Annotated in this window: 8 protein-coding genes, 3 pseudogenes and 2 CRISPR repeat arrays (1 of these 13 running past the window's edge); of the genes and pseudogenes, 4 read left to right on the top strand and 7 right to left on the bottom strand. The window is 53.3% G+C overall.

Annotation, left to right across the window (positions count from 1 at the left end; translation table 11 throughout):
- Positions 1 to 8 precede the first annotated feature (8 nt).
- Positions 9 to 1,613 carry a methylmalonyl-CoA mutase family protein gene (locus HS105_10945; protein ID MBE7517106.1) on the bottom strand — a complete coding sequence of 535 codons (1,605 nt, stop codon included), beginning with the start codon at positions 1,611 to 1,613 and terminating at the stop codon, positions 9 to 11.
- A 177-nt stretch (positions 1,614 to 1,790) separates the two neighbouring features.
- A complete protein-coding gene (locus HS105_10940) occupies positions 1,791 to 3,005 on the bottom strand; it encodes an IS256 family transposase (GenBank protein ID MBE7517105.1) in 1,215 nt (404 codons plus the stop codon).
- Positions 3,006 to 3,111: 106 nt separating this feature from the next.
- Positions 3,112 to 3,540: direct repeats of the CRISPR family, unit length 36 nt; unit sequence GTTGTGAGTTGCGGCGATTCTCTTATCTGCTAAACT.
- 455 nt (positions 3,541 to 3,995) lie between these two features.
- Here HS105_10940 and HS105_10935 point away from each other — a divergent pair.
- Entirely contained in the window at positions 3,996 to 4,559 is a 564-nt protein-coding gene (locus HS105_10935) for a hypothetical protein (GenBank protein ID MBE7517104.1), read from the top strand.
- A 192-nt stretch (positions 4,560 to 4,751) separates the two neighbouring features.
- Positions 4,752 to 5,141 carry a hypothetical protein gene (locus HS105_10930; protein ID MBE7517103.1) on the top strand — a complete coding sequence of 130 codons (390 nt, stop codon included), beginning with the start codon at positions 4,752 to 4,754 and terminating at the stop codon, positions 5,139 to 5,141.
- A gap of 131 nt (positions 5,142 to 5,272) precedes the next feature.
- Here the strand turns inward: HS105_10930 and HS105_10925 are convergent, their stop codons facing one another.
- A complete protein-coding gene (locus tag HS105_10925; GenBank protein ID MBE7517102.1) occupies positions 5,273 to 5,515 on the bottom strand; it encodes a hypothetical protein in 243 nt (80 codons plus the stop codon).
- 334 nt (positions 5,516 to 5,849) lie between these two features.
- On the opposite strand from HS105_10925, the gene HS105_10920 reads away from it, so the two are divergent.
- Positions 5,850 to 6,098 carry a hypothetical protein gene (locus HS105_10920; protein MBE7517101.1) on the top strand — a complete coding sequence of 83 codons (249 nt, stop codon included), beginning with the start codon at positions 5,850 to 5,852 and terminating at the stop codon, positions 6,096 to 6,098.
- A gap of 836 nt (positions 6,099 to 6,934) precedes the next feature.
- On the opposite strand, the gene HS105_10915 is transcribed toward HS105_10920, so the two are convergent.
- The 3 genes and pseudogenes from HS105_10915 to HS105_10905 all read right to left on the bottom strand — a co-directional run bounded on the left by HS105_10915 (position 6,935) and on the right by HS105_10905 (position 9,131).
- Entirely contained in the window at positions 6,935 to 7,102 is a 168-nt protein-coding gene (locus HS105_10915) for a hypothetical protein (GenBank protein MBE7517100.1), read from the bottom strand.
- Between the two features lie 655 nt (positions 7,103 to 7,757).
- Positions 7,758 to 8,150, bottom strand: a pseudogene (locus tag HS105_10910) (hypothetical protein).
- 288 nt (positions 8,151 to 8,438) lie between these two features.
- Positions 8,439 to 9,131, bottom strand: a pseudogene (locus tag HS105_10905) (hypothetical protein).
- 966 nt (positions 9,132 to 10,097) lie between these two features.
- Between HS105_10905 and HS105_10900 the strand changes: the two are divergent.
- Positions 10,098 to 10,472, top strand: coding sequence for a hypothetical protein (locus HS105_10900; protein ID MBE7517099.1), 375 nt, complete (start codon positions 10,098 to 10,100; stop codon positions 10,470 to 10,472).
- Between the two features lie 1,053 nt (positions 10,473 to 11,525).
- Here the strand turns inward: HS105_10900 and HS105_10895 are convergent.
- Positions 11,526 to 16,385: pseudogene (locus HS105_10895) on the bottom strand (N-6 DNA methylase).
- 43 nt (positions 16,386 to 16,428) lie between these two features.
- A CRISPR array of direct repeats spans positions 16,429 to 16,937; the repeat unit is 36 nt; unit sequence GTTGTGAGTTGCGGCGATTCTCTTATCTGCTAAACT (it continues 2,217 nt past the right edge of the window).

Below are 16,937 nucleotides of genomic sequence, written 5' to 3'. Positions count from 1 at the left end.
GCGGAAATTTATAGAAAAGCGGGCCCTTCGTATTCGCCCCAAACCTTACGCAGTGCGTTACTGATCTCGCCGATCGTTACAAATGATTCGACAGCATTCAGAATGTGCGGAAGGAGATTCTCGGTGCCGGCGGCAGCTTCGGTGAGCTTTTCGACGGCACGGCCGGCGGCAACCGTGTCGCGCTTTTCGCGGACGGTACGCAGCCGCTCTACCTGATCGCGTTCGACGACAGGATCGACACGTAGTATGGGTATCTGGGTGCTCTCATCGGTTTGAAAACGATTTACGCCGACGACTATCGCATCTTCGGCCTCGACGCGGCGTTGGTATTGATATGCCGCATCCTGTATCTCGCTTTGTATGTAGCCTGATTCGATAGCGTTGAGCATGCCTCCCATTTGATCGATCCTGTCGATATATGCGAGGGCGGCATTTTCGAGCTGCGAGGTCAGCTCTTCGATCGCGTAGCTGCCGGCGAATGGATCGACAGTATCTGCTACGCCCGATTCGTATGCGATGACCTGCTGCGTTCGCAAGGCGATGCGTGCGGCATGCTCGGTCGGCAGGGCAAGAGCCTCATCCATCGAGTTGGTATGCAGGCTTTGTGTGCCGCCAAGTACCCCGGAAAGTGCTTGGATAGTGGTGCGGACGATGTTGACCTCGGGCTGCTGTGCGGTGAGCGTCGAACCGGCGGTCTGTGTGTGGAACCGCAGCATCATCGAGCGCGGATCTTTTGCCCCGAAGCGATCGCGCATTATCCTTGCCCAGATGCGGCGTGCGGCGCGAAACTTTGCCACTTCTTCGAGCAGTTGATTGTGTGCGTTGAAGAAGAACGAGAGCCGCGGGGCGAATTTATCCACATCAAGCCCGACGGCAATGGCGGCATCGACATAGCAGACGGCGTCGGCGAGCGTAAAGGCGACCTCTTGTGCGGCGGTTGAGCCGGCCTCGCGGATGTGATAGCCGCTGATCGAGATCGTGTTCCAATTCGGCACTTCGGCGGCGCAAAAGGCGAACGTATCGGTGATAAGCCGCAGGCTCGGCTTCGGCGGGTATATGTAGGTGCCGCGTGCGATGTATTCCTTTAGGATGTCGTTCTGCACGGTGCCGTTCACCTTGTCAAAAGCGACGCCTTGCTTGCGGGCAACGGCCAGATACAGGCAGAGCAGCGTAGAGGCGGTCGCGTTGATGGTCATCGACGTCGATACGCGGTCGAGCGGTATGCCGTCAAAGAGCGTCAGCATATCATCGAGACCGTCAATGGCGACGCCGACCTTGCCGACCTCGCCGACCGAGAGCGGATCGTCGCTGTCGAGGCCGATCTGCGTCGGAAGGTCAAAGGCGACGCTGAGGCCCGTAGTGCCTTGCGAGAGCAGGTATTTGTAGCGTTCGTTCGACTCTGCGGCGGTGGCAAAGCCCGCGTACTGCCGCATCGTCCAGAACTTGCCGCGGTACATCGTGTCCCTGACGCCGCGCGTGTACGGGAAGTTGCCCGGCGCTCCCAACTCGTTCTCGTAATCAAGAGCGGCTGTGTTGCCGGGGTTGAAGTCATTCGGAAGCTCGATGCCCGAGGAAGTTTCGAACGTTTCGCGGCGTAAAGGCATAACACGCATACTTTAGCACAAGCCCTAAGCTTCGCGTTAAAACACAAGACCGCAGTCCGGTGTTAAAGGTAGTGTCAAGTTCTTTGTGTAAATGATCTCCCTTCATTTTCAGTAGTAGTAGCAGGGGCTGTGGGAACGGTGGAAAAATGTCTTTTATTTTTCCACGGTTTCCATAGCCCGATCTTGTCAACTCTGTGGCAGCCGGTCTTCGTAGACGATAGCGAACCGGCTGAGGGCGGCCTTCCAATCGCGGATCGGCATGGTCCATTTTTTTGTGATATTTCGCAGAGCGAGATAGAGCAGTTTTTGCACGGCCTCGTCATTTGGAAATGATCCGCGGGCCTTTGTCACTTTGCGAAGCGTCATATTGAGCGACTCGATGGCGTTGGTCGTATAGATCACGCGTCTGATCTCCGGCGGATAGGCAAAAAATGGGATTATGCGGGTCCAGTTCGAGCGCCAGCTTCGAGAGATCGTCGGAAAGCGGGCATCCCACTTGTCGGCAAATTCGTCGAGCCGCTGTTCGGCCTCTGCGTCAGTCGCCGAGCTATAGATCGTTTTAAGGTCCCGGGCCACTTCTTTACGCTCCTTCCAGCCGACGTAATTGAGCGAATGGCGTACCATGTGGACGATGCACAACTGTACCTCAGCTTTCGGAAACACGGTCTCGATCGCTTCGGGAAAGCCTTTGAGCCCGTCAACACAGGCGATAATGATGTCATTAACGCCGCGGTTCTTGAGTTCGGTGACGACCGAAAGCCAGAACTTTGCCCCCTCACTCTGAGCTATCCACATGCCCAGCACTTCCTTCAATCCGTCCATGTTGACACCGATCGCCAGATAAACGGCCTTGTTTCGAACGTGGCCCTGGTCTCGAACCTTGAACTGAAGAGCGTCCAGGTAAAGGATCGGGTAGACCTCGTCAAGCTGCCGGTTCTGCCACGCTTTTACTTCATCAATGACCGCATCGGTGACTGTCGAAACAAGCGTCGGCGAGACTTCCACCTGGTAGATCTCTTCGATGTGCTGCTGTATCTCGCGGGTCGACATCCCACGTGCGTAAAGCGATATGATCTTCTCGTCAAAACCCGTGAATCGCGTCTGATGCTTGCCGACGATCTGCGGCTCGAACGTCCCCGCCCGGTCACGCGGCACCTCGATCGGTACTGTGCCAAAGTTGCCTTTCAGCGTCTTTCTCGATGTCCCGTTGCGCGAATTGCCGCTGCCTCTGCCCGACGCCTCATGCTTTTCGTATCCCACGTGCTCGGTCAGCTCTGCCGCCATCGCTCGCTCCAGCAGCCGCTTCGTCAACTGCTTCAGCAATCCGTCCTCCCCGATCAGATCCTCCGGCTTCTTATAGTCCTTCAATAAATTGTCAATCAGCTCGTTGTCTATGGTCATCTTTCCTCCCTCGCCGAACCTTATCCCATTCGACCGTTAATGACCATTTACACAAAATTATTTACACCCTCCTAAACTGCCGCCGCCGATGCCGCTCAGTATCTTGGTTGTGAGTTGCGGCGATTCTCTTATCTGCTAAACTTCCGGTCTCAGCGTCAACTTTGTTGACCTGGTTGTGAGTTGCGGCGATTCTCTTATCTGCTAAACTTATGAATATATTAAAGAAACAGAACAAGAGTTGTGAGTTGCGGCGATTCTCTTATCTGCTAAACTCACAATGACTACAACCACAACTACAACTGAGGTGTGAGTTGCGGCGATTCTCTTATCTGCTAAACTCACTGACCTTAACGCCCGCATCGCGCAGTTGTTGTGAGTTGCGGCGATTCTCTTATCTGCTAAACTCGATTTCGACCGTGCTTTGGTTGATGACTGTTGTGAGTTGCGGCGATTCTCTTATCTGCTAAACTTCACCTATCGGCTTTTGACCGACAATGAAGTTGTGAGTTGCGGCGATTCTCTTATCTGCTAAACTTCGCCTCGGAACATCTCTTCGCCGCCCGTTAAGGATGACTCGTCATCGCGGCCCGCAACCGCAAAATCCACGCCCGCCCGCTGCATCATGCGGAACAGGGGATGATTCTCGATTTCGGTTATCGCCGCGCCGTATCCTTTCTCGGTAACGGATTTGAACATGTCCGCGAACGCTTTGCCCATGGCTTCGGGCCGAGCGAGCGTAAAATAGCCGCCTTGTCGCAGAGCCGCACTCATGTCGAGGCTTGCCATCATCGTGCGCGTCGCATTCGTAGCGTCGTACGCCATCTTCGCATAATACGCCAGCTCACCCTTGGTTAAGCGCGCTATCTGGTCTCTTATGGCACGTTGTTCCGCCTTGACCGCTTGGCGGCGCTCCCACAGCTCGCCTTCCAACTCTTTTAATCGCACGTCCGCTTCACGTATCTCGGCAGATGCCCTCTCGTTCGCGGCCCTTTGCTCGTTCTTCGCTTCCGTTATTGCGGTGTTTGCGTCGCGGATCGCCTTGCGTTGCGAACTACCCCTTGTGAAGCCTTCCTTGGCAAGCGCCGCTTTGATCTCAGGTATGGACTTCTTCGCAAGTATCATTTCCGCCGCTTGACGCACATGTTCATACTGCGTCACCATCTCGACGTACTCCATGAGATCGTTCTTCCGGCCGTTGAGGGCATCTACCTCATGCAGGCCCTCGATCACATTGCGTTTTCTCGCCTGAGCCTTCTCAGTCCGGATTATTTCATCTATCTCTTCCTGCGACAGTTCGTTCCCGTCGTTGTACTTGCGCTCTATCCGGCCTTTGGCCGCTTCATCCCGCAGGTCTTTGAGCCATTGATCGCGAAGGCTATACGCCTTCTTGTAGATATCATCGAAGTACGGGTCGATCGTGTCACCAAACGTACTGCGCATCTCCATGCGAAAATCGTCGGGCAGGTACTCATCTTCCTGTGCAAGCCCTTTCGTCAAGAACATTGCGCCGACCTGGGCAAAATCATCTGTCGGGAAGTCCTCGTCGATGCCTGACTTGAGCGTTACGTCCGACGCATCCGTCGCCGGCTTAGTGATCGTCGGTGCGGCATACTGCTGCTGAAGTGCGGCCTGTAATTCCGCTATTTTATCGCCATACCGCGCGTCGAGCGCTTCTGCCGCCCGCTTTCGGTTCTCGGCCTCGCGCGCCGTGATCTGTCGGGGGATGCGCAGTCGCCGTATCTCAGCTTGCTGGTTCCGAATCTTACGGCGCGCCTCAGTCAGTGCGGCAACCGCAGTTTCGAGTCGATTGCCCGCTCCTTGCCACTCTTGATAATCGTTATATGTGAATTGCCGCTGAAGTTGGCTCTCAACGATGCCCTGAACCGCATATATCAGATGTTCGGTCGTTGGGCCTATGACCGACGCTATTCTTGTAAATCGACCGGCCTGCGTCGCTCGTTGGCCATGTTCTCGGGCCAATTCCAGCGACAGGTCGAACGCACGTTGCGCTTCAGCAGGATTGGTGGCCGCAATCTGATCGGCGTGTGTCTGCAATGTCCGCGTGAGCATGAAGGACAATATCGCATGCTGCGCGTCCATCGCATTTGCAGGGATGTTCCGCAGGAGATTGACTGACCTCTCTAACCCAAGATCATTAAGCAACCTTTCCGCTTCTTCGGTAGCCGCCTTGTCGCTGAATACCTCGTAAGCCTCGTCAATGGCATAGATGCCTGCCGCGCGCATCGTTTGAGGCAGGCTTCGGAGTTTTACATTTGCTCGTCCGGTGTCGCCGCTTCTGTCACTTCTGTCGCTTCGGCCCTCATTTCGTCCTGGACTTGGCGCACTGCCTCCGCCGTCAGCCGTCGCTGTCGTTCTGGGCTGTGATTGCCGGTTAGTATCGGTTTCATTCTTGCCGCTAGTCGGGCCATTGCGGACAACGGGCGGTTCTGAGCCTTTTTCTGGCCCTGTGTCTGTGTCGTGTCGAAGTTGGTCAATGAATCGTTTGACATCTAATTCCTCAGTCTCGAAGTTGTCGAGAGATTGAATACCATTCTTGGCTACATAACCTTGGAACCATTTTAGCAAATAGTCGTCCCTCATTTCGGGCGTAATGCCCATTTTAGCCAACTCTGCCTCGGACGTTTCCAATAAGAGCGGGGGTACTTCAGAGCGTATCCACGCATCACGCATCGCCTCTTTGCCGCTTAGCTGCCGATATGTCGCAAGTTTAGCGAATTTCTGCCGTGTCAGAATCTGCGTTACATCGTGTCCATCTAAGATGCGAGCGGACGTCGGCGTATGCCTTTCCATAAGCCCCTTCATCGATCCGAGATAGTCTGCACGATGGAACACTTCGTGCGCCAAGGCCTCGTCCATGACGTAAACTACCGCCGTGCCATTATGGGCCTTCGCGGATTCGTCGAGAGCATTTATCAGGTCATCGAACGAGCGGATTTCGGCCGGCGAGTAACCGAGACTCTTCGCCTCGTCGCGTTTTTCAGTCAATACTTTCTGTATCGCGGCTGTCTGTTTCTGATCTTGAAATGCCCCGATAAAGAGGTCTTCGGCGTCTCGGGCGCCGCGCTTGGTTAGACCCGCCTTTATGCGCACCTCTTCGAGCGCCTTGCGGTACAGTTCATTTGCCGCGATATTGGTCTTGATGTTGCCGTTTACGACCTCAACGCGAGCATCCGGTAGGATCTCGTCGATAGTCTTGTACGCCATGGCCCGCAGGTCGGCAACGGTTGTCTGTTTTACTGTATTATTGTCAATGGCATCAAGGGCCGACTTCAGCGTAATGTTGCTGTCTTTGGCGTATGTACCCTGACTGCCGATATAAGAGGTATCTTCATTCCCGTCCTTCGGCATCGCCTGCATCGTGACGCCTTCCGTGCTTCGCCCTTTCCCGAACTCGCCCTTTGCCGCTGATTGCAGAGACGCTTTGTTTATGTCCTCGACGGACATATTAAGTATCTGCTCAGGCGTGAATTGTTTGAGCGACAGCCCTAGTTTGTCCGCTATCCACTTGACGGCATCGTTTATCGCTCGTTTCAGCTTTGAGATAAAGCCTTCGTCCTGCGTAATGGTCTTGTCCGCGTATTCGCCGACCATCTGCACACGGGCTTCTGACCGTGCCTGTTCTTCGTTAAGGTTCGCGTAGGCTTTATTCTCTTTTACACGCTTTAGATAACCACCCTCGTCCGCAATCTCATCAAGCCTCGTTATCGCCGCCTTTGCGTGAGCATCACCCTGCTTTGCCGCCTGTGCCATCGCGTCATCGAACGGATGATATATCTCGTGCAGCAGCGTTTCGGGGTTCAGATTCTCAGGATTGATGTAGATGTTCCGCTTGCCCGTTTCAGGGTCAATATAAGTCGCACCAAATATCGTCCCGTCAGGTGTTTTCAGATAGTCAATGCCCGTTATCTCTACGTCGCTATCTGAAAATATGACATAGTTGTAGTCGCCTTCACCTTTACCGCGTGAACTGCCGTCCAGATACTTGATGCCGCGTATGCCGAGAGATAACAGGTACTCGGACGCGGCTTTATCTGTGCCTTGCCGATGGGATATATTGTGATATAGGTGACTTCCATTTCGGCCTAAAAGCAGATGATATGCAGTTCCTTGTTTCTGCTTTTGTTTGTCAGCCCAATCGCGGATGTCATCAGGATCTTGTTCTTTGAATATCCGACGGGCAATCTTCACATCTAACGTATCAGGAAACTGTTTTGCGTAATCTGATGCAAGAAAAGCACTAAGCAGATTAGGCGGAGACATATCAGGGGCAACATAGTTATTCAGTGCCGCCTTCACCTTCTCGCTCTGCTCGCTCAAAGGCTTGTCCCAAAGCAGATACTCATCTTCAGACGGCTTTAGATCGACCTTGTATGTAGCCCCTGGGGATGGGGTCACGTCCACCCCGCTTCCGTTAATCGCCCGACCCTTTACTTTGCCCCGCAAGCTCTCCTCATAATGCCTTTTAACTTCATCGGCGGTGGTGAAATACAGTCCCCATCCATAAGCCTGCGCACCTTCGCCGGTTCCCATAAAATCGGTCGAGAACTTGTCGAACTTATGCGGTGAAACGTGCCACGCCGCCTGCATCTGCGTCGTATCGACTGGCGGGTTCTTGTGGCTCTTTACTTTTTCCTTGACTTCCGCAATGACTTGCCCTAAAGTCTTATTCGTGCCTTCAAATGGCTGAGTAAGCTTATGGGAATTGGACTCGTATTTACTCAACCATTTGAGGGCTTTATCTTTATCCGCAAATACTCTTTCCGTATCGTTGCCGAATGATTTGAGCAGTTTTACACTCTCTCTCGGATAAACGCTTCTGACATCATTGACCTGAATCGACCGCCGGTTTGTCGCGTTTATCTCTAACGCCGCAACAAAATTCGTAACTTTACCTGTCTTACTATCCGTATGCTCAAGCTCGGTAAGTATTACCTTGCGTCCGGGCATGGTTGCCGAATCAAATACAGCTATCGGATTCTGTATCGCCGTCGGCAGATTCTTTACATCCGCAAGGTCAAACGGATGCTCTTTCTGCCTGCTCTTGTCCTTTAGCAAACTCGCCGCAAGCTCGATAGGCAGATTCGGAACGCCCGCCGATTGCAGTATCCGCGTCGGATTGCCCATCTGAAAGACGTGTCCGTTCGGGATAGTGCCGTTAATAAGCCTGTCAAGATCATTGTTGAACGTCTCATTCCGCTCTTTCCATTCCTGAGCAAAGAACACGCTCTCAGGGTCTTGCCCCAACACCTTCGCCAGCGCCTTAGCGTCCTCGTGAACGACCGTATCAGCGTGAGCCGGAAACACACGCTTCAGCGTCTTTACCAAAGCGTTAAATTGCTTCTTCCCCCAATTCCCCGAAGTCGAGGGATGCCCGTCCCCAGCTTGCTTCACGATGCTGTTCTCGCTCTTGCTAAAACTGCCGCGATTGCCGATAGCGGACTTGACCTGAGACTGATCTTTGACTGCGTACACATCGCTCGGTTTCGCGCGTTCTGTTGGGTCAGCCGTGTCGATTACGTTCTTTACGATCAAGCCGTCGTGTCCGTGTTTAATGGCGTAGTCATAGGCGTCAGCGACACTTACCGCCGATTTCGGCAGGTTGCCGAATGTTTTAGGCTTCCATTCGCTCCACGGTACAGGGATATTGTCGTTCCGCGTACCCTTTGCGTCTATTACGAGCGGATTGTGTAGTGATAGGAAAGCCGCCGTAGTTTGTGGCTCCGTGCCGCCGCGAAAGAATGTAGAGCGAGTGTAACCTTCGGCAATCGCGGGCGACGATGTATAAAAAATACCGTCGTTCGCCTTCACATCGCCGCGATACACAACTAATGGCTCACCGTTCGCGTCGATAGCCTTGGACGCGAGCGTGTCGAAGGTTTCACCGTTGTTTTTCTTGGCGCCTTGTAGTAATGTAGCCATTGTAACGCTTGGTGTGCGGTTTGACGCATTTGCCTCAACCGATTCCGCTAAGGAACCGCCAAGCGTTTTGATTTGAGTAACTTCGTAGCTGTAATGTCGCGTGTCCCCACTTTTGAACGCCCGAACCGTCAGCTCTACCCGCCGAAGATCGCCTGCAATTCTAACGGCCGCGTAATACCTTTGCATCTCCGCCACTCTCGCGTTACCCGAAGCATCTGCGTGAGTTTCTATCAAAATTGCATTGCGTATTAAGTCGGGCAAGACGCGCAATGTGGCCAGATGATACGGCATCGACGAGCTTTGTGCTACGGCTTTCTCGCTGAGATATTTGCTGATCGCATTGCCGCTGACGATAATTCGATGTCCTGTTTCTTTATTTCGATAAGTTCCTGTAATATGCGTTTTTGCCCATCGTGCCGCATCTTGCAGGTCGGTGAACGTGTGTCGGGCTGCTGTGACAATAGAAGTTGTTTTCGCCCCCAGTTCCCAATCACCGAACCACCTCTTGAACCGTGTTGTGCGAGAATCTATCCATTGATGCGGCGTGAGCTTTGACGTATCGCCGTTCGGAGCCTTCAACCACGTTCCGTCTGCTTTGGCTCCCTTCTCGATATTCGCACGTTCCTCAGCGATCCCTTTCGCCGCTTCGGGCATTAAGTTGCCGTTCGCGTCCAAGCCCGAACCCTCTGACGAAGTATCATTCAACGGCACCGCAGACTTGAGTGTCGGCTCATCAACGTCGCCTTTGTCATCGTGCAGGTTGTAATCGTCCGCAAGTTCCTTCAGCTCATCCGCCGTTATCGTATCGGGCGGAATCGCTAGATCGACGCCCGCCATCTCCATTCCTAGCTGGTTCAATTCAGCGCGAGCATTATTAAGCTCATCCTCGAATTCAAAAGGCTTCCTGAGGGCCTCTTCTGTTGCGGCACGTTGCTGCTTCAGTTTCTCAATTTTCGCCGCTCGGTCTTTTACGGCGTCGCCCAAACCATTAAACGCATTGTATATGCGAGTAATCAGCCCTGACGATGATACGTTGTCGATGTCCGTCGGTTTGACGCTTAAATCTGTCAGGCTGATACAAACATCGCCAATGTAGATGGCTAAGTCAGACTTAATACTGTGCCCGTCCGCCCACACGCTTGCGCGCACTTCGTGCTTCCCGAATACGGTCGCGACGGTGCCACGCTGCAGCGCTCTCGATTCGACCGCTTCCTTCGTGAACCGCTGTACCTCTCGTCTCCAAGCGTCTTGCAGGGTCTTGCCTATATCCGTAACCTTCACGTCCTCGCTTGGGGTGAAAGCTTTCTTGCCTATCTGGATCGTGAAATTCTCGCGATCCACTTTTTCCGAGGGCGCAATGGCAATGGCGTCTTCATGCCGCTTGAGCTGTTGTTCGTTCCAGCTAATGCTGTTATTGCTGACTCCAGAATTGAAATCTCTAAGATCGGCGCGAAGGCCGCTCTGACTTGCGTGATACGCCTGCTCAAGGCGGCTGTATTTCTCAACGACGCCCCGAAGTTCAGCTAAACGCAACGCTCGTGGGTCACCAGAGGCAAGTGCCGAGGCCATTGCGTATTGTGATGATTCCGAGACATCTTCGATATCGCCATCGAATTTGCCTGTCATTGCATCTTCTATTGCCTTGGACTTGCGCGCGAGCATCCCCCACTGAGCTTCATCATAGGTGCCTTTGGCCGCGTACCAATTGACTTCTACTTCGGGATTTTGGTTGCCGTGACGCAGGATGCGGCCGTGCGGCTGTTCAATGTCCGCCGGATACCACGGCGCCACTCCATAATGAAGCGTTTTTAGCCGCAACTGGGCGTTGACGCCCGTCCCCATATTCTTGGGCGAACCGATTAGTATCTTCTTTTTCCCTTCTCGAACTTCCTTGAAAAGAGCCGCTTTTGCAGAGGTCGTCTTATAGTCGCTAATGAACGCTATCTCATTGTTCGGTATGCCGCCTTCGGTCAGGCGTTTACGCAGCCATTGCCGTGCATTGAATCCGCGATTCTTTGCCACTTGGTCACCAAATCCGGAGTATGAGAACACAATATGCGCCGCGCCTTTTATCGGGTACGGTTCGCCTGTGGACGGATTGGTGTATTCAATATCATTGTAAGCATGATAGCTGTCGATTATGCCGTCCGCGAGACGGTTCAGCTTAGAAGCGGGGTTACTTGGTAACGACGGATAGATGAATCGCATGTCGAACGCCGCGAGCTGACCGTCCGCAATAATTGCAATCATCGGATCGGGGTTGTTCGGCTCACTCGGTGACGGCTTCCACGCCTCCGACGCCGTGATGCGATCAGACAACGGCCCCTTCAGATACGCCTCTAGTTCAGGATAGCGCTCGGTAATGACGACTTGCGGCGCCGCCTTGCCCTCCGTATTTGTCCTGATTGAAGGGATTTTGATAAGGCCTTGTAACTGTCCAAGCGTAATAACGTCCATGAACGAGCGGACGTGCTGCATCAAAATGCCGGTATTGACAAACTTCGAGAAACGCTTCACCAGCCGATAGCCGCCGGCCGCGTTCGGCTCGACATTCTCTTCGATCTGTCCGAATTCCTTCGCCCATGCGTCGAAGTGTGAAAGTGTATTCGCCGCAAGACCGTGCGGGTCAAAGAACCTCTGTATCGTGTACAGCTCCGCCATTGTGTTCGTGATAGGCGTACCTGACGCCATTACCAACGATCGGCCTGGTCTTTGCTGATCGAGCCATCGGCTCTTGACCATAAGGTCTAACGCTCGCATCGATCCTTGAGGATCGATGCCCTTGATATTCGTCTGATTCGTGACGAAATCGAGTTTGCGAAATTCATGCGCTTCATCAACGTAGAGAAAATCAACGCCTAGGTCTTCAAAGTCCACCACGTTATCGCGCGATGCGTTCATGCGACCGAAGAACTTTTGCTCGATTGCCTCAATACGCTGCTCGATCTGCTTGATCGTCCGAGTATCCTGCATCGAATCGCCAACCCTCTTTCCGTCGCCGGTTACTCCGGTCGTCAGGCGGTCGAGTTCGAAGTGCATGTCGGCAAGAAGCTCATCGAGTACAGATGACGACGACTCCGGCCGAGTGCGAAGCAGACCGAACGCCGAGTGTGTAATGATGATCCCGTCAAGATCGTTCAGAGCGGCCCTGGCGACAAACTGCCGCCGATTGTCCGTATGGAAGCTCTCCTCATCCGCAACCATGATATTCGCCAACGGATACGCCTGTAGGAATTCGGACGAGAATTGTTGAAGCATGTGCCGAGGGACAACGAACATCGGCTTGCTTATAAGCCCGAGACGTTTCTGTTCCATTGCGGATGCGATCATCTGCAATGTTTTTCCAGCACCAACCGCGTGTGCCAAATAGGTGTTGCCCGTTTGGATAATACGCCATATCCCGCGCTTGACGTGCGGGTGAAGTTTGAACTTTACGGACAATCCAGGCGTCGTTAAGTGGCTTCCGTTGAACTCACGCGGGGCCATGACGTTGAGTTTTTCATTGTATAGACTGACAAGTGCCTTTCCTCTGGCCGCATCTGAGAACAGCCAAGGTCTAAACGCTTGGTTCATCTTTTCTATCTTGGCCCGAACTGCGGCGATAGCATCCTTATTCGGATATTTCTTACCGTGTTCATCCGTCGATGTGATCGTAACGCTCTGATCGTTCAGCGCCGCTTCCAATATCTCTGCCGGTGATCGATGCTCGGTGCCATATTCGGCTGTCGCCGACCGAGCGTTTCGCGCGCCCGAGCCGTGCGCTTCAGGAACCGTCCATCTATTCGTGGCAGGATCGAAGTACACCGCAGAGCCGTGCTGTCCGCGGCGTTGAAGCGTCTCTCCTTTCAGTCCTAAAACTTGCTTTGCGAACTCTGACACATGCTCAGCCGGTACCCACGTTGCGCCAAGCTGTATAGATATCTTTTCGGCGGCCAGCGGCAACGGCTGTACCTTTCGCAACGCCTCGACATTCCGACGGAATCGCTTATCCGATGCCGCAGCCTCGGCGAGTTCAAGTTTCTCCCTAACATTGCCCGACAGATATTCGTCAGCCATAACGTAGCGCCCGCCGCCGCCAGGCTCCTCGTATATCGCGTCTCCGAGTGCAGCTATCACATCCTCGCGGGTCATCTCCTGGATAGGACGCACCAGTTCTGCAACGTGGTCGAGATTGAGATGCCCAAGCGTGTCAAGCGATACCATCAATGCATCGTTCAGATTCTCGATCTTGGGCGGAGCGGGCGGCTTTATCTGCCTGCCCAACAACGGAGCGCCTTTTTCGATCGTTCCGTCATCGGTGACGCGTTCAAGCGCCTTTACCAGTGCCGACTCAATGTCATTCCTGAGAATGTTGTCCTTCTTAAATGTCCTAATGACATTTGTTGTGAGATTGCCGTCTTCATCGGATTTTGTGACTTCGCGCTCCGTGAACTCCAGGATATTCCCGTGCTTCTTCACAAAGGCGTCGTATTCTTTGTTCAGGGCGGCAAGCGAGACTTCCCATGCGGACAGTTCATTTTCGACCGGCCACATCGTAATGTAGTCACGGCCCAGAACGTCAGACAGCGCGGTGGCGTACTGCTTTGGCGACGCCCCTATCTTCATTGCATGTTGGGTGATCGTCCGCATCAGATCGAGATCGTTCATCCTGCCGAATCGCTCTATTGCCCGCTCTTTTGTGCCGCCCGACTCGGCGAGTTGCTTTTCTATGTCCGCCTTCGCCTCGGCGATCTTAATTGCAGGATCGTCTTCGGCATGAAGCTGGTCATATTGCGCCTGCTTTAACGCATTCCGAAGCGCTACATAGTCCTTCAGCATCTTCAAATGACTGGCAGGTATCTTCTTTGTTGCCGACAGCTCGATGCCCGAACCGCCGTCCACGATCATAAGACGCCCGTCGTCGTGAATATACAGCGAACCTTCCTTCTTGGCTGTTATACTCCAGTCCCTTTCGGCCGCCTTTGTCGCTGTATCCGCCGCCTGAGCCTGCTTCGCAAATACTGCCTTCGGCAGATTATCGACAGCTTCCAGGAATTGCGCTTCGATGTCACCTTCTTTCGGGACAACGGTATAGCTGTCAGATGCGTACATCGACCCTGTGAACGAATGTTCACCAAGAACCATTTCAGGGTGATCCACAAAATACTCGTTGATGAGACCGGTGACATCCGCGCCCCACTCATTCTTTGCCGTAACCTCAGCAAGCCCTAGCCACTTTACGCCGCTTGGCTCTTCGCCGGCCATGCGCTTGCGGAAAAACAGGACATCTGTAACCACTTCCGTGCCGGCATTTTGTTTGAACGCGGTCTGCGGAAGGCGTATTGCTCCAAGCAGGTCGGCACTTTCTGCCAAGTACGCGCGGGCCGCATTGTTCTTCTTGTCCATCGTGCCGTTAGACGTGACGAAAGCAAGAAGGCCGCCTGGCCGTACTGAATCAAGCGATTTCGCAAAGAAGTAGTCATGCAGACGGAGCTTCAGCTTGCTGTATTTGCGGTCAGCGTAAACTACCGTCTTCGAGAAGGGCGGGTTTCCTATCGCAACGTCGAAATGGTTGGCAGGGATCCTTTGCTTTGTAAAATCCGTTGGCAGAACGGTCTGGTCAGGCAATAGGAGTTTTGCTATCCTGGCCGTCATCGCGTCCATTTCGACGCCTGTGTACGACGAATTTTCAGCCGTCACCTTGGGGGCCGCAACAGGAAACAGTCCTATGCCCATGCCTGGCTCAAGGATAGTTCCTTGCTGGAATCCGAAGCGATTGAGAGCGCTCCAGATGCCGCGTATGACCTGTTCCGATGTGTAATGTGCGTATTGTGTAGAGCGCCGTGCGGTCTGTATCTCTTCCGGTGTCATCACCTCGCGCATACGCTCGGCGATCTTCTTCCACTCAGGCGACATCCCCCAAGCGGTCGGCTCTCTGAAGGCGTTATTTGCGAGTTCAGACGCGCCCCAACCCACAAACTTGGCAAGTATCGCCTGTTCTTCGGGCGTTGCTGCGCGATCCTCGGACTCGATCTTCTTAGCGAGTTCGATAGCGTTCAGGTTGTTCTCTGCTGCTTGCCGCCACGAGCCTTCACGAGTAAGGCTGCCTTCGGGCGCTAGATAGTCTCGTCGTCGCTCTCGTCTTCCCTCGGAAACTCCGTCGCTTGCTCTATCGCTGTCCGCGTCGCTTGATTGTTGAGTTCCGTGTGTTTCTGTATCCGTTCGAGAAACGTGTGGGATATCGGCCCCGTCGCGGTCTGATTGGTCGCTTCGTTCTCCATCTGATACAGCGTCTCCATTGCGGCGTTCGCTCTCTCGCGGGCCACCTTGTTCAGTGTGCCGTCCGCCGTCAGTTCCGCGTACATCTTCGGAGCCTTCTCCTGCATCGCGACCTTGACCATCTTCGTCAGTTTGTTTTCGTCTAAAATCATCTGTGGCCTCTACGTCGTTATTTTCGCTCATATTGGGCGTTGCCGTCAAGATATAATCTTCAACAAAACGCACCAGATACGGCTCTAGCTGTTCGAGCGCGTCTATAGGATATCGCTCGTTCAACTTGTTAATGAAGGCATCTACACGCTCGTTAGGCGTTCCCTCTCCGACACTGCCAAAGGCCTTTTCGAGAGCGGGCTTGAATTTCTCATATTTGCTTTGGAAAAACGGCTGCTCTTCAGGCTCGATCGCGGATTTTTGGTTTACGCCTAAAAGGTCGTCCAGATCGCCGAAATCGTCATTATCCTTTTGCTTCTTCGCGGCGTCGGCGGCCGCCTTCTCTCTGCGTACTCGATCTAGGGAAGCACGGACAAGATCCCTGCCGGAACGCGGCTGTGTTTGCGTCGGCTTCGTGTCGCCTTCTTGTGGTATAATGTCATCGGGTGATGATATGTTTTTCGATGATCGGTCAGTCGATAAGTTGCCCTTCTCAGTAGGCAAGGGACGGCGTGATTCGTCTGCGTTCGTAATGTTTGATGGCGCCAGGTTGCCGTCAATGCGGCGGTCTTCTGACGGCGTTTGGTCGGAGGGCGTTCCTTCTGCCGATGAACTCGAAGACGACTTTGTACGAGTAACCGACCCTAAAGAAGCAACCGCCTTGGCGAAGGAAGCTGAAGCCGCTGCATCGTCCTTGTAGCCCGCGCGCTTCAATCCTGCTTCCCACGCCTCTTGATAAACGGCGTAAGAGGCATCGACGTCTTTCTGATACTCTGGGTTATTCGTCTTCTCAGATTCGCTTACATTTCTCCATTTCTCAAATAGCTTGTGGTTGTCTATGGGATGCGTCTCGCTCGTTGTATCCTGAGCGTCGATCATCTCAGTAAATGACGAGTAGAATTCCACGAGTTGGCCGTTCGGCATCCTCATGTCCACCGCGAACGGCCGCCACCCCCATTGGCCAGGCTCCATCATCTTGTCGGTGTCGATCTTGATGATTTCGACACCCTCTTCTCTGATGATTTGAAGCATCTTCGGAATATCTTCAAAGCTATTGATGCCTGCTCTGAAACGGGTTGTGAGTTGCGGCGATTCTCTTATCTGCTAAACTTAAAAGCTCGACTAGACCGACGCAAGCTCGTTGTGAGTTGCGGCGATTCTCTTATCTGCTAAACTAAATCAAGTCATAGTCGAAAACGCTGGTTGGTTGTGAGTTGCGGCGATTCTCTTATCTGCTAAACTCGACATCAATATCGCCCGACCTCGCAAGTTGTGAGTTGCGGCGATTCTCTTATCTGCTAAACTTTATCCCACGTCTTGCCGTACTTGTCGGTGTTGTGAGTTGCGGCGATTCTCTTATCTGCTAAACTCTAACTACACCGGCGGCAACGGTATAAATTGTTGTGAGTTGCGGCGATTCTCTTATCTGCTAAACTTACAGACACGTTTCGCCGGACTAAGTACATGTTGTGAGTTGCGGCGATTCTCTTATCTGCTAAACTCTCTGAGCGACATTGCCGGCACCGTCGATGTTGTGAGTTGCGGCGATTCTCTTATCTGCTAAACTATTATGGCGATATTCAA

The organism is Chloracidobacterium sp. (assembly GCA_015075585.1).
In the GTDB taxonomy this organism is placed as follows: Bacteria; Acidobacteriota; Blastocatellia; order Pyrinomonadales; family Pyrinomonadaceae; genus OLB17.
This window is presented reverse-complemented; position numbering and strand designations above follow the sequence as displayed.

Bases quoted from the DNA above. Each gene is read 5' to 3' on its own strand.
- HS105_10945 (MBE7517106.1), bottom strand. From the start codon at position 1,613: ATGCGTGTTATGCCTTTACGCCGCGAAACGTTCGAAACTTCCTCGGGC.
- HS105_10915 (MBE7517100.1), bottom strand. From the start codon at position 7,102: ATGGAAGTCACCTATATCACAATATATCCCATCGGCAAGGCACAGATA.
- HS105_10925 (MBE7517102.1), bottom strand. From the start codon at position 5,515: ATGTCAAACGATTCATTGACCAACTTCGACACGACACAGACACAGGGC.
- HS105_10940 (MBE7517105.1), bottom strand. From the start codon at position 3,005: ATGACCATAGACAACGAGCTGATTGACAATTTATTGAAGGACTATAAG.
- HS105_10920 (MBE7517101.1), top strand. From the start codon at position 5,850: ATGGAACACTTCGTGCGCCAAGGCCTCGTCCATGACGTAAACTACCGC.